Genomic DNA, 13254 nt, shown 5'->3' on the forward strand with positions numbered 1-13254 from the left:
GCGGGCTGCGAACTCCCCGGACGGACAGGGAAGTCGGACATGAGAGTGGGCGAATGACCAGCCGATTGATGATGATCTCACCCGCGATCAGTGCGGCGCTGCGGGAGGCACGCTTCGACGACGGAAGCCCGCTCGACGCGACCGGCACCGCGCGTGCGCGATCGGCCGCCGGCTCGCTCAGGGCAGCCGAACGGACACTCGTCTCCCCCACCCCGCGATGCCGGGAGACCGCCTCGGCGTTGGGGTTCGACGACACGGTCGAGACCGCGCCGACGGGACTCGATGTGGGCGGTTGGCGGGGCCGTACGCTGGCCGACGTCAGCGCCGAAGCACCGGACGCCGTCGCGCTCTGGCTGGCCGACCCCACGGCCGCCCCACACGGGGGCGAGTCGGTGCTCCACCTCTGCGAGCGGGTCACGGTCTGGCTGGATGAGGTCGCGCAGCTCTCGGGCCGGACCGTCGCCGTGGTCGAGCCGGAAGTCGTACGAGCCGCGGCCGTGCGGGCCCTCGGAGCACCGGAGTCCGCCTTCTGGCGGATCGACGTACCGCCACTGAACGCCGTCGAGTTCAGCGGGCGTGCCGGACGCTGGAACGTGACGTTCGGAAGACCGCTCGGCCACGCCGAAGGCACCACTCACTGAGCAGGCGCCGACCGCGGGCATTCCGACGACGGGAATTGTCAGACGGGCCCTAGTTGATGAGGGTCTCCTTCGGGCGGACCACGCAGAACTCGTTCCCCTCCGGATCGGCGAACACGGTCCACGACTCACTGCCGCTCTGCCCTACGTCCGCCCGGCGGGCGCCCAGCGCGAGGATGCGTTCGATCTCGGTCTCCCGGTCCTCGGCGGCGGACGTCAGATCGAGGTGCAGGCGGTTCTTCACGACCTTTCGGTCCGTCACCGGCATGAAGCAGATGCCCACCGGCGCGGTCTCGTCCGGCCCGATCACCACCTCCCGCTCCCGCTCGGACAGAATCCGCCAGCCCAGTACCTCGGCCCAGAACCGGGCCAGGGCAGGCAGGTCGTGCGCGTCGATGACGATGTGATGCAGCGAGACAGGCATACCGGCCAGTGTGCCCTGCGAACGCGTGGCGGTCGTCCCGCTCGCCGGTGCGGACAACGCCGAGCGCGGCAAGGGGGCCGGGCGCCGCGGCCGCGTTGTCGCGGGCCGCCGTGCGAGGGCGGGGCCGCTGCTCCTCGGCCGAGCCTCGCGCCACCTCGACGCCCACGCCATCCGCCCGCCGTGGATGCGCCGATCCCCCTCCCGGAACGCTCAGCTGGACTCGCGGACGATCAGTCGGCAGGGGACGGTGTGCACCCCCGGCGCCGGGTCGGCGTCGATGGCTTCGAGGAGTCGCAGGGCGGCGATCCGGCCGATCTCGGCGAGGTCCATGTCGATCGTGGTGAGGGGCGGCCTGCTGGCCAGGGCCATCGTGTCCCAGTTGTCGTAACCGACGACCGCGATGTCACCGGGCACGTCGACCCCCCGCTCGCGCAGCGCGTCCGCCACGCCCCGGGCGATCTGGTCGTTGCCGCAGAAGAAGGCGTCCGTGTCCGGTGCCGTGCGCAGCACCGCGTCGGCGGCGCGGCGCCCCCATGCCTCGCTCCACTCCCCGTGGTGGACCCGCCCGGTCGCGAGTTCGAGGGAGGCCCGCTCCAGATGCTCCACCGCGTGCCGGGCCCGGTCGCGGGCGGCCGCGTGGTGTACCGGGCCGGTGATGTGCGCGATGCGCGTGCGGCCCGTGGCCAGCAGGTGCTCGACTGCCAGTACGGCCCCGCCCCGGTCGTCGGAGACCACCGAGGTGTCGGCCGGGTCGGAGGACGGCGAGAGCGCGTAGACGATGGGGACGGCCTCGATGCCGTTCAGGGGCGGGCGGGGGTCCGTACGGCGGCCGGTGACGATGATGCCGTCCACACGGCGGTCCATGAGGTTGCGCAAGTGATGCTGTTCCCGGATCGCGTCGCCGCGGGTGTCGCACAGCAGCACGGAGATCTTGCCGGCCCCGAGCGCGTCCTCGGCGCCGAGCAGTACGGGGGTGCTGAAGCGGCCGATGCCGTCGGTCGTCATCAGCCCGACCGTCCAGCTCCGCCCGGTGTGCAGGCTCTGCGCGTGCTGGTTGGGCCGGAACCCGAGTGCGTCCACGGCGTCGAGGACCCGCTGACGGGTTTCGGGGCGCATCCGCCCGCCGCCGTTCAGCGCCTTCGACGCCGTACCCACGCTGACGCCCGCCAGGGCGGCGACGTCGGCGAGCTTCGCCGGGCCGGCGGAGCGGGAATCTGGAGCAGCGGTCACGAGCAAACCTTTTCCTGGATGGCAACGACCCGTCCATCGTCGCAGCCTCCCCGGGGTGAGTACCAGCCACCGGGCAACAGAAAAATCTCTTGCCGTGACCCTTGACCCGACTACCCCTCTGCCCTCTACTTCTCGACAGGAAAAACGGTTGCTCAAACGAGTTCCGAGAACCTCCCGCCTTTCGTGCACGGGGGCCGTCGCGCCCTGCCCCGCATGCCGATCCCCTCCCCGCCACCACCTCCCCGGAGAACCATGCCCCGCACAGACTCCGCCCTGCCCTCCCCCACCGGCCTCTCGGCTTCCCCCGCAGAGGGCGCCGCCCCCGCGGGCCCGGTCCGCCTCGGCCCGGACGCCCAGGCCGTGCTGCGTCCCGCCGCCGCAGAGGTGCGCACCGGCTTCTGGCACGACCGCCGTGAGGTCAACGCGCACACCTCGATCCCGCAGGGCCCCGCCCTGCTGGAGTCCGCGGGAAACCTGCACAACCTGCGTCTGGCGGCGGGCACGGCACAGGGCGAGTTCCAGGGCGTGTACCCCTTCGTCGACACCGACGTCTACAAGTGGCTGGAGGCCGCCGCCTGGCAGCTCGCCCAGAGCGGGCCGTCGGCCGACGGTGAGGACAGCAGCCCCGACCTGCGTGAGCTCGCCGCCGACGTGGATCGGATCATCGCTCTGGTCGCCGGCGCGCAACAGTCCGACGGCTACCTCAACACCTGGTTCCAGGTCCGCCGGAACGGCGAGCGCTACCAGGACCTGCGCTGGGGCCACGAGTTGTACTGCGCGGGCCATCTGATCCAGGCGGCGGTGGCCCATCACCGGGCGACCGGGCGCGATGAACTTCTCGCCGTGGCAAGCCGTTTCGCCGACCACATCGACTCCGTCTTCGGCCTTCCCGGCAGTGGCCGGCCGATCGACGGCATCGACGGCCACCCCGAGGTGGAGACCGCCCTGGTCGAGCTGTACCGGGAGACCGGTGAGCGGCGCTATCTGGATCTCGCCGGCTACTTCGTCGACCGTTACGGCCACGGCCTGCTCGGCGGCGAGGCGTACTGCCAGGACCGCGTGCCGCTGCGCGAGGCGGTCACCGTCGAAGGGCACGCCGTGCGCCAGTTGTATCTGCTGGCGGGCGCGACGGACGTGGCCACCGAGACGGGCGACGCCGAACTGCGCTCCGCCGCCGAGCGGTTGTGGCGGGCGATGACCACGACCAAGACCCATCTGACCGGTGGTCTCGGGGCGCACCACGACAAGGAGGACTTCGGCGACCCGTTCGAGCTGCCCAACGAACGTGCCTACTGCGAGACCTGCGCCGCCATCGCCTCGATCCAGTGGAGCTGGCGCATGGCCCTGCTCACCGGCGAGGCCCGCTACAGCGACCTGATCGAGCGCACTCTCTACAACGGGTTCCTCGCCGGTGTCTCGCTGGACGGCGAGAGCTGGTTGTACGTCAATCCGCTCCAGGTCCGCGACGGCCACACGGATCTGGGTGGCGATCAGTCGGCCCGCCGCACCCGCTGGTTCCGCTGCGCCTGCTGCCCCCCGAACGTGATGCGACTCCTGGCCGGACTCGAGCACTACCTGTCCTCGACCGACGCCGGGGGCCAGGGCCTGCAGATCCACCAGTACGTCAGCGGCCACTACCGGGGTGACCTCGCCGGCACGCCCGTCACCGTGGCCGCCGAGACCGACTACCCCTGGCACGGCGCGGTGTCCCTGACCGTCGAGGAGACCCCGCGGGAGCGGCCCTGGACGCTGTCCCTGCGCGTCCCGCAGTGGTGCCACGAGTACCGCGTCCGGTGCGGCGACCGGACGTACGACCAGAACGACGCCCCCGTCGCCGACGGCTGGCTGCGCCTGGAACGCACCTGGGCACCGGGCGACCGGGTCGTCCTCGAACTCGGCCTGGAGCCCCGCCTCACCGCGGCCGACCCCCGGGTCGACGCGGTCCGCGGCTGTGTGGCGATCGAGCGGGGCCCGCTCGTGTACTGCCTGGAGCAGGTGGACCACCCCGGGGGCGGTCTGGACGACGTCGTCATCGACACGGCGCACCCCCTCGCCGTGAAGCAACGGCCGGATCTGCTCGGCGGTGTGACCACCGTGGTCGCCACGGGGCATCGGCGCCCGGTCCCGGACGTCGGCTGGTGGCCCTACCGCTCCGCCGACGCCGCCCCTGACCGCGTGCCCTCGGGCGCGCCCGTCGAACTCACCGCGATCCCCTACTACGCCTGGGCCAACCGGCGGGACGGCAGCATGCGCGTCTGGCTGCCCACCTCCTGATTCCGGCCCCCTGCGCACCCCGTCACCTCTGTCACCCCCGTCAGCCCCGTCACCCCGCATGACCACTCATGACAACGAGGTCACCGCAATGCGAAACACCCGCAGAACCCTCCTCGCCACCTGTGTCGCCGTCGGCACCCTCGCCTCCGTCGCGGCCTGCGGGGGCGGTGGTTCGGGTTCCTCCGCCTCCTCCGGCAAGTCGGCGACGTACACCTTCTGGGACCCGTACCCGCAGTTCGACACCTCCTCGGACTGGGGCAAGCGCGTCGCCCAGTGCGGTACCACGGCGGGCGTCAAGATCAAGCGCACCGGCTACGACACCACCGACCTGGGCAACAAGGCGCTGCTGGCATCGCAGCAGGGCAACGCGCCCGACGTGATGCTCGTGGACAACCCGGTCGTCTCCACACTGGTGGAGGCGGGGATCCTCAACAAGACGAGCGAACTCGGTCTGGACACGTCCGCGATCCAGAAGAACATCATCGGCGCGGGCACCATCGACGGCGCCTCCTACGGTGTGCCGATCGGCGCCAACACACTGGCCCTCTACTACAACGAGAAGGTCCTGACGGCCGCCCATGTCGACCCCGCCTCCATCAAGGACTGGGCGTCGCTCACGGCCGCCCTGAAGAAGGTCAAGTCGGCCGGGAGGAAGGGCATCACCTTCTCGGCGATCGGCACGGAGGAGGGCAGCTTCCAGTTCCTGCCGTGGTTCTGGGGCGCGGGCGGCGATCTCACCCACCTCGACTCGCCGAAGAGCGTGGCCGCGCTGTCGCTGTGGAAGCAGTGGGTCGACGAGGGACTCGCGCCCAAGGACGTCCTGAACAACACCCAGACCACCAGCTGGCAGGAGTTCGCCACCGGCGACTACGCCTTCGGTGAGAACGGCACCTGGCAGCTCGCCAACGCGGAGAAGGCCGGGTTCCCGTACGGGGTCGTCAGCATTCCCGGGCAGAACGGCGGTTCGGCGCCGGTGCCGACCGGTGGCGAGTTCGTCACCGTGCCCGTGCAGCAGGACACCGCGCGCTACGCCATCAGCAAGAAGATCGTCACCTGTCTGACCAGCTCCGAGAGCCTGCTGACCAGCGACACCGCCCTGACGTACGTCGCGCCCACCGCGGCGGTCCAGGCCCAGCAGGTCAAGGCGAACCCGAAGCTCAAGCCGTGGGTGGAGGCCGTGGCCGCCGCGCGTGGCCGTACCAGCGGCGGACTGGGCACCAAGTACCCCACCATCTCGCAGCCGATGTGGACCGCCGTGCAGGCGGCCCTGTCCGGTGGCAAGAGCCCCGAGGCAGCCCTCGACGCGGCGCAGACGGCGGCCGGCAAGAGCAAGGGCTGACGCGGCCGGCCAGAACGAGGGCTGACAGCGCGCGGCAGCGCAGGCCGCGTCCCGGACACCGCCACCCGCATCCAGGAGTTCGCATGACCATCGCCCGAGTCGACCGCCGTCCCAAGCGGTTCCCGGCCCTGTCCGGAGCGCCGGGCGGCGCCGACCGGCGTGACGTGCCGCCACGCCGTCGGCGCGGCAGGGACCGGCTGACCGCGCTGGGCTTCCTCGCCCCGCTCGTCGCCTATCTCGCCGCCTTCTATCTCTATCCGCTCTACCGCAACCTCGATCTGAGCCTGCGTGACTACACGGTCCGCTCGTTCGTGGCGGGCGACGCGCCGTTCTCGGGCTGGGACAACTTCTCCCAGGTGCTGAGCGACCCGACCTTCGGGCCCGCGCTGCGCAACACGATGGTGTTCACCTTCGTGTCGATCGTGCTCCAGTACGCGGCCGGGCTGGCGCTCGCGGTCTTCTTCAACCGGCACTTCCGTCTCTCCACCACCCTGCGGGCGCTGTTCCTCATCCCGTGGCTGCTGCCGCTGATCGTGTCGGCGTCGACCTGGTCCTGGATGCTGAACAGCGAGTCGGGCGTGGTCAATTACGCCCTCCACCTGGTCGGCGTCTCGCCCGTCGACTGGCTGACCTCGCCGCACTGGGCGCTCGTCTCGGTCGTCATCGCCAACGTCTGGATCGGTATCCCCTTCAACCTGGTCATCCTCTACAGCGGTCTGCAGAACATCCCCGGGGAGCTGTACGAGGCCGCCTCGCTGGACGGGGCGAGCGGCCGGCAGCAGTTCCGCCGCATCACCTTCCCTCTCCTGCGGCCGGTCTCCGCGATCACCCTGCTGCTCGGCCTGGTCTACACGCTCAAGGTGTTCGACCTGATCTGGATCATGACCAAGGGAGGTCCCGGAGACTCCTCCTCGACGTTGGCGACCTGGTCGTACCAGCTCGCGTTCGGCACCCTGCTCCCGCACTTCGGCCCCGGTGCCGCCGTCGGCAACATCCTCATCCTCATCGCCCTCGTCTTCGGCCTGCTGTACATCCGCGTCCAGAGGAGGCAGGAAGCGTGAAGTCCCGTGCGAGCTCCCGCCATCACACCGCCGTCGGGCTCCTGCTGACCGGGATCATGCTGTTCCCGGTGTACTGGATGCTGAACGTGTCCCTCACCCCCCAGCAGGACATGCGCAAGTCTCCGCCCGACCTGCTCCCGCTGCACCCCACGTTCGAGGGCTACCGGGCCGTGCTGCACGACCAGATGCCCTACCTCGGCACCAGTCTGCTGATCGGCCTCGGCACCGTCGCCGCCACCCTCGTCCTCGCCGCACCGGCCGGCTACTCACTGGCCAAACTCCGCCCCCGTGGCGGCGGCATCATGGGCCTCGCCCTCCTCGTCGCCCAGATGATCCCCGGCATCGTCATGGCGATGGGCTTCTACGGGATCTTCCTCAACCTCGGTCTGCTGAACTCCTGGTGGGGCCTGATCATCGCGGACTCCACCATCGCCGTGCCCTTCGGCGTCATGATCTTCACGGCGTTCATGTCGGGCATCCCCGACGAGCTCACCGCCGCCGCGCGCATCGACGGCGCGGGCACCTGGCGCACCTTCTGGTCCGTCGTCCTGCCGGTGAGCCGCAACGCCGTCGTCACCGTCTCGCTGTTCAGCTTCCTGTGGGCCTGGTCCGACTTCGTCTTCGCCAACACCCTCGACGGCGGCGGCGATCTTCGCCCGATCACCCTCGGCATCTACCGCTACATCGGCAACAACAACCAGGAATGGAACGCGATCATGGCCACCGCCGTCGTCGCGTCCGTACCCGCCGCCGTCCTGCTCGTCCTCGCGCAGCGGTACGTGGCCGCCGGGGTCACCGCGGGCGCGGTCAAGGACTGACCGGGACGTCAGCCGCCCATCCACCTCCTCATCCGTCAGGAGAGCCGCCGCCCATGCCTGTTCCGAGATCTCAGCCACGCACGCCCAGAAGGCCGTTCGACCGTACGGCCGCCGCCGTTGTGGCGACGGTCCTCGCCACCGCAGCGACCGCCCTCACGGGCACACCCGCCCAGGCGGCCCCCACCGCGTCCACGACCCTGGTCGTCAACGCCGCCCAGACCCTGCGGTCCGTCACCCATGTCGCCACGGGCAGCCTCTACGGCCTCGCCGACGCGAGCACCCCGGCCGACAGTCTCGTCCAGCCGCTCAAGCCGAACACCTTCGTCCAGATGGCACCCGGCGGCCACCAGTTGCCCAACGGTGAGCCCAGCCCCGCCGGAGACGCCCTGGTCGTCGCCCCCAAGGCCGCCAGAGCCGGTGCGAAGGTCGTCGTCCGGATGCCCGACTGGTACCCCGACTTCCCCTACAAGTGGGTGAGTTGGAGCGACTGGCTGTCCGCCGTCGACACCCAGGTCGCCTCGGTCAAGTCCGCCGGCGCCGGCAACATCAGCGCGTACGAGCTGTGGAACGAGCCCGACTGGACCTGGGACACCACCAACGCCGGTGCCTTCGACGCGGGTTGGGCGCGCACGTACAAGGAAGTACGCACCAAGGACGCCGCCACTCCCCTCCAGGGCCCCAGCTACTCGGCGTGGAACCAGAGCTGGATGAGCCAGTTCCTCACCGACGCCAAGGCCAGTGGCACCGTCCCGGACGTCATCGCCTGGCACGAGCTGCAGGGCAGCAAGGACATCGCGGCACACGTATCCGCCTACCGGGCCCTGGAGAGCGGCCTCGGCATCAGCCCGCGGCCGATCTCCATCGAGGAGTACGCGACGCCGAGCGAGATGGGGATACCCGGCGCCCTCGTCGGCTATGTCGCCAAGTTCGAACGGGCGGGCGTCCACGACGCGGAACTCGCCTTCTGGAACCACTACGGAACCCTTGGCGACACCCTGACCGACACCGGTGGATCGCCGAACGGCTCCTACTGGCTCTACAAGTGGTACGGCGACATGTCCGGGAACGTGCTCACCACCACTCCCCCGGCACAGACCGGCATCGACGGCGCCGCCTCGCTCACCGGTGACGGCCGGCAGATCAGCGTGATCTTCGGCGGGGGCACCGGTTCGACGGCCGTCACCGTCAACGGACTCGGATCCCTGTCCGCCTTCGGCGGCACGGCGCACGTGAAGCTGGAGTACACCCCGTCCAAGGGCCGCACCACGGCCGTCTCCGCCCCGTACACCATCTCCGAGAGCGACTACCCGGTCAGCAACGGCTCCCTCACCGTTCCCGTCGCGATGAACGCGTCCGACGGCTACCACCTGGTCGTCACGCCCAGCGGGACGTCGACCTCGCTGGCCGGGCGCTATCAGATCACCAACAGGAACAGCGGGCTCGCGCTGGACACACAGAGCGCGGGCACCGCGCAGGGCACCGCCGTCGTCCAGGCGACCTCGACCACCGGCACCGACCAGAACTGGACGCTGGTGTCGGCGGGTTCGGGCTTCTACAAGATCGTGAACCAGGCCAGTGGTCTGCTGCTCGGCATCAACGGGATGAGCACCGGTGCCGGCGGAACGGCCCTGATCTGGGGCGACAACGGCACCGCCGACCACCTCTGGCAACTGATCCCCGCCGACAACGGCTCCTACAAGATCGCCAACTACAACAGTGGCCTCCTGCTCGGCGTCACCGACATGAGCACCTCCTCCGGCGCCCAAGTCCTCCAGTGGGACGACAACGGCACCACCGACCACCTGTGGAGACTCACCTCGCGCTGAGGGCCCGGCCGAACGCTCCCGCGCCTGCCGCCGACCGCGGGGCGCGGGAGCGTCGCCCTCGCCGCCTTCGTCCCCCGTCAGCGGGCGACCGGCTCGGCAACGCCGGTGGCCGGTGGTCCGCGCGAGCGGCCGACGAAGCCGTGTGCGCCGTACGGCTACGGAACGGCAGGCTCCTCCCGGCCGACGAGAGCCTCCGTCCGGCCCACTCCTCGGCCCGTTTCGCCGCGGCACCGACCGGCCGCCGCTTCCCACGTACACCGCGCCGAGCCCTCGGCGCACCAGCCCGGCCGAGATGGCCCACCAGCTCCGCAACGTGCGGAAGTTCACCGGAGCGGCGTGACCTCGCGTCGCCGTGCCACGTGACATGCCGACAGCCGCCGACGCCCGCTACGCGACGCGGGATCACCCCGCGTGTCACCCTCCGTCGGCGCCGCTCTGCCGGCCCCCGTCACCGCATCGAACGGTAATTCGACACGCATACTTACCGGCTCCTCGGGGAACACGCGTCGACGACACCCACCCCGACGATGCCCAGTTCACCACCCACTCCACTCCACCACCGAGCACCGCCCGAGCGCGGCCACTCCCACCCGAGCCGGCGATCCCCAGCGAGCACTTCCCCTTGACCAACACAGGCGGTCCCATCGTGAGCAAGTCTTCCTTCGCCGACCCGGAGCAATCCGAATCGCCGGTCCGATCGAAGACTCACCTCCGCGAGGTCACCCGTCCCGGCCCCTTGCCCTCCCTCACCGGTCTGCGCTGGGTGGCGGCCCTTCTCGTCTTCTGCCTGCACACCCGCAATCTGGGCTACTTCAACGGGCAGGCCCGTCACTTCGCCGACTGGGGCTTCGGGGCGGGCTCCACCGGGGTCTCCTTCTTCTTTCTGCTCTCCGGCTTCGTCCTCTCCTGGTCCGCCCGGTCCGACGACCGCCCCACGGCCTTCTGGCGCCGCCGCTTCGCCCGCCTCTACCCCATCCACCTGGTCACAGCCTGCATCGCGGTGTTCGTCATGGGCATGGGCAAGCCGGCCGGCAGCGCGGCGAATCTCCTCCTCGTCCACTCCTGGTGGCACCCGTGGTGGCAGACGCTCGACCCCGTCAGCTGGTCCCTCGCGTGCGAGGCGTTCTTCTACGCGACCTTCCCCGCGTTCGCCCTGCTGCTGCGGCACGCCGGGGCCCTCACCGCGGCCGCGCTGGCCGGCGCGAGCGTCCTGACCGTGCTCATCCTGACCCGGGCGGACCTGCACATGGGTGTCGGCCGGACCCTGTACTCCTACCCCCCGGCCCGGCTGCCGGAGTTCGTCCTCGGAGTCGCCGTCGCCCGCCTCGTACTCCTCGGCCGCTGGCGCGGCCCCGGCCTGGAGGCGTCGGTGGCCCTGACGATCATCGGCTACTTCCTGGTCTCCCAGGTCGGCGGAGCGTACGCCTGTGTCGCCTGCACCTTGGTCGGTTTCACCTGTCTGATCCCCGCGGCCGCCCTCGCCGACGTACGCGGCCTGCCCAGCTTGTGGCGGCATCCGGCCCTCGTCCGACTGGGTGAACTCTCCTTCGCCTTCTACATGGTCCACCTGCTCGTGCTGCGGGCGGGGCAGCACCTGTCGAAACCGTCGCCGATCGGCGCGATCACCGCCTTCGCGGTGTCCCTGGCACTCGCCTGGCTCCTCTACGAGTACGTGGAGGTACCCGCCAGGCGATGGCTTCTGCGGCCCTTCATGAGATCCCTGCGACGCACCCCCGTGTCACGCTGATCGGGCGGGGCTGTCCCACAGGACATGCAGGGTGGGCGGCTTGCGGAAGACCAGCCCGTGCGGAGCGGTCGGGTGAGCCGGGTCGAGACGCAGGGCGGGGAGGCGTTCGAGCAGGCCTTGGAGGGCGATACGGGTCTCCAGCCGGGCGAGGTGCGCGGCGAGACAGTAGTGCGGGCCGTGTGCGAAGGCCAGCTGGAGACGCGCGTTCTCGCGGCGGACGTCGAACCGATCGGGATCGGGGAAGACGGCCGGGTCGCGGTTGGCGCCCGTCAGGGAGACGGTGACCAGTTCACCCCTGCGGATCGTGGCCGGGCCGAGGACGGTGTCACGGGTGGCGTAACGGTCCACGACCGCCGCTCCGGGTTCCAGGCGCAGCGATTCCTCGATCGCGCCGTCCAGCAGGTCGGCGTCGGCCCGGACAAGGGCGAGTTGGCCGGGGTCTCGCAGCAGGTGCAGCAGCGCGTTGGTGATCATCGCCTCGGTGGTCTCTATCCCTCCGAACATCAGCACCGCGGCGTTGGACGCCACTTCGGGCAGCGCCAGCCGTTCGGCGGCTGAGCCGAGGAGCGAAGCCGCGCCCCGGTCGGCGACGGTGGCTTCGACAGCGGCACGCAGCCGTGCATAAGCCGCGGCGCCCGCCGGTGCCGCCTCGTGTCCGGCGGTGATGTCCGAGACCGACCGCACGATGGAGTCGTACCAGGAGAGCACCGTGTCCGCGGTGGTGCCGACCAGCCCGAGTGCCTCGGTCACGACGGCGACGGCGAGCGGGCCGGCGAAGGCGCGTCGCAGTTCGACGGCGCCCGCCGGTTCCAGCGCGGTGATGAGCCGGTCGGTCTCCCGCTCGATGAACGAGGCGAAGCCGTCCCGTACTTCCCGGGGGCGGAAGGGAGCGGTGAAGGGCTCCCGGTGGCGGGTGTGCTCGTCACCGTCGAGGGACAGCATGCTCGGGCCGACGACCTGCGCGGTGGAGAAGCGGGGGTCGTCGACGGTGAAGGTAGCGGGGTCCCGCATCACGCTCAGCGCGAGATCGCGGCGGGTCACCAGCCAGCCGTCCAGCTCCGGCAGCCAGGAAACGGGCTCGTGCGCACGGAGCCGGGCCAGTCGCGGATGGGGATCCGCGGCGAGTTCGGCGAGCGTGGTCGCGGCGCCGAGCGGGAAGGAGCCGACGGCGCTCATCGCAAGCCTTGGCAGGACACGGGGAATCGGATCACAGCCAAGGCTAACAATCGTGCTGAAAACGCGGCTGACAGGGGCGTGATCAAGAAGGTCCTCGACTCCGAACCCGACTTCGTCGCCGCTTCCTTCGCCTCCACCCTGGCCGAGGTCTTCGGCGTCGAGGAGCGCGGCACCGAGCTCGTCGCGGGCCTGAAGGCACGGGTGGCGAAGGCCACTGACGGGATCGACGCGTCCGTGGCGGTGGCCAACACCATCGGCCCCGCGGACATGGGTGTCGGGGAGGTCTGGTCCGCCGTGGCCTCCCACCTCGGTGGCCGCACATCGGAGCTGACCCCGATCCGCGACGGCATCGTGTGGAACCTGCGGCTGCCCCACACCCTGCTCGCCGCCCCGCACCCTGCTCGCCGCTGTATGCGGCGCCGGGCTCGCGATCGTCCCGCTCGGCTGTCCCGGACACGCGCGCACACTCGAGGCCTTCGCGTTCGTTACTCAGGCCGCGGCCTGCCTCGGCGTCTCCGTGGCCCGTACCCGACTGATGCTCCTGTGCGTCACGACCCTGGATCCACCACCGGTCTGCGCGGCCTGGACGACCGGGCCTGGGCGGTGACCGGCCATCAGGACACCGCGGCGCTGAACTTCCTCCGCTGCCGGGGCCGGCGCCAGACCGTGTACCCGCAGCCCAGGGCGCACTCCGCGCAGATCGTCCTCCTCACTCCGCGGC

At 70.7% G+C, this 13254-nt stretch carries 10 protein-coding genes and 1 pseudogene; 8 read left to right on the forward strand and 3 right to left on the reverse strand.

What is annotated here, in order from left to right; all coding sequences use genetic code 11:
* Positions 1–53: 53 nt before the first annotated feature.
* Positions 54–641 (forward strand): histidine phosphatase family protein, encoded by a 588-nt coding sequence (locus OG568_RS02420; protein ID WP_329530058.1) that lies wholly within the window; start codon positions 54–56, stop codon positions 639–641.
* A 49-nt stretch (positions 642–690) separates the two neighbouring features.
* Here the strand turns inward: OG568_RS02420 and OG568_RS02425 are convergent, their stop codons facing one another.
* Entirely contained in the window at positions 691–1062 is a 372-nt protein-coding gene (locus OG568_RS02425; protein ID WP_329530059.1) for a VOC family protein, read from the reverse strand.
* Positions 1063–1272: 210 nt separating this feature from the next.
* On the reverse strand, positions 1273–2292 hold the full coding sequence (locus OG568_RS02430; protein ID WP_266424096.1) for a LacI family DNA-binding transcriptional regulator: 1020 nt from the start codon (positions 2290–2292) through the stop codon (positions 1273–1275).
* A 252-nt stretch (positions 2293–2544) separates the two neighbouring features.
* On the opposite strand from OG568_RS02430, the gene OG568_RS02435 reads away from it, so the two are divergent.
* From OG568_RS02435 to OG568_RS02460, 6 genes are all read left to right on the forward strand, one after another.
* Positions 2545–4566, forward strand: coding sequence for a glycoside hydrolase family 127 protein (locus OG568_RS02435; protein ID WP_329530060.1), 2022 nt, complete (start codon positions 2545–2547; stop codon positions 4564–4566).
* A gap of 88 nt (positions 4567–4654) precedes the next feature.
* The gene (locus OG568_RS02440) at positions 4655–5905 is read left to right on the forward strand and encodes a sugar ABC transporter substrate-binding protein (protein WP_329536242.1); all 1251 of its coding nucleotides are present in this window, start codon (positions 4655–4657) and stop codon (positions 5903–5905) included.
* An 83-nt stretch (positions 5906–5988) separates the two neighbouring features.
* Complete coding sequence (locus OG568_RS02445; protein ID WP_329530061.1) at positions 5989–6966, forward strand: carbohydrate ABC transporter permease; 978 nt, start codon at positions 5989–5991, stop codon at positions 6964–6966.
* A 56-nt stretch (positions 6967–7022) separates the two neighbouring features.
* The gene (locus OG568_RS02450) at positions 7023–7784 is read left to right on the forward strand and encodes a carbohydrate ABC transporter permease (protein WP_266591706.1); all 762 of its coding nucleotides are present in this window, start codon (positions 7023–7025) and stop codon (positions 7782–7784) included.
* Between the two features lie 53 nt (positions 7785–7837).
* Positions 7838–9610, forward strand: a complete 1773-nt coding sequence (locus OG568_RS02455; RefSeq protein WP_329530062.1) for an RICIN domain-containing protein — start codon at positions 7838–7840, stop codon at positions 9608–9610.
* Positions 9611–10256: 646 nt separating this feature from the next.
* The gene (locus OG568_RS02460; RefSeq protein ID WP_329530063.1) at positions 10257–11357 is read left to right on the forward strand and encodes an acyltransferase family protein; all 1101 of its coding nucleotides are present in this window, start codon (positions 10257–10259) and stop codon (positions 11355–11357) included.
* Here OG568_RS02460 and OG568_RS02465 read toward each other — a convergent pair.
* Positions 11349–12533: a cytochrome P450 gene (locus OG568_RS02465; protein WP_329530064.1), complete on the reverse strand. Its 1185-nt coding sequence runs from the start codon at positions 12531–12533 to the stop codon at positions 11349–11351. The two genes, OG568_RS02460 and OG568_RS02465, sit on opposite strands and share 9 nt — an antisense overlap.
* Positions 12534–12722: 189 nt before the next feature.
* Here OG568_RS02465 and OG568_RS02470 point away from each other — a divergent pair.
* Positions 12723–12966, forward strand: a pseudogene (locus OG568_RS02470) (iron ABC transporter permease); the annotation flags it as partial.
* Between the last annotated feature and the right edge of the window lie 288 nt (positions 12967–13254).

Source organism: Streptomyces sp. NBC_01450, assembly GCF_036227505.1.
Taxonomy (GTDB): domain Bacteria; phylum Actinomycetota; class Actinomycetes; order Streptomycetales; family Streptomycetaceae; genus Streptomyces.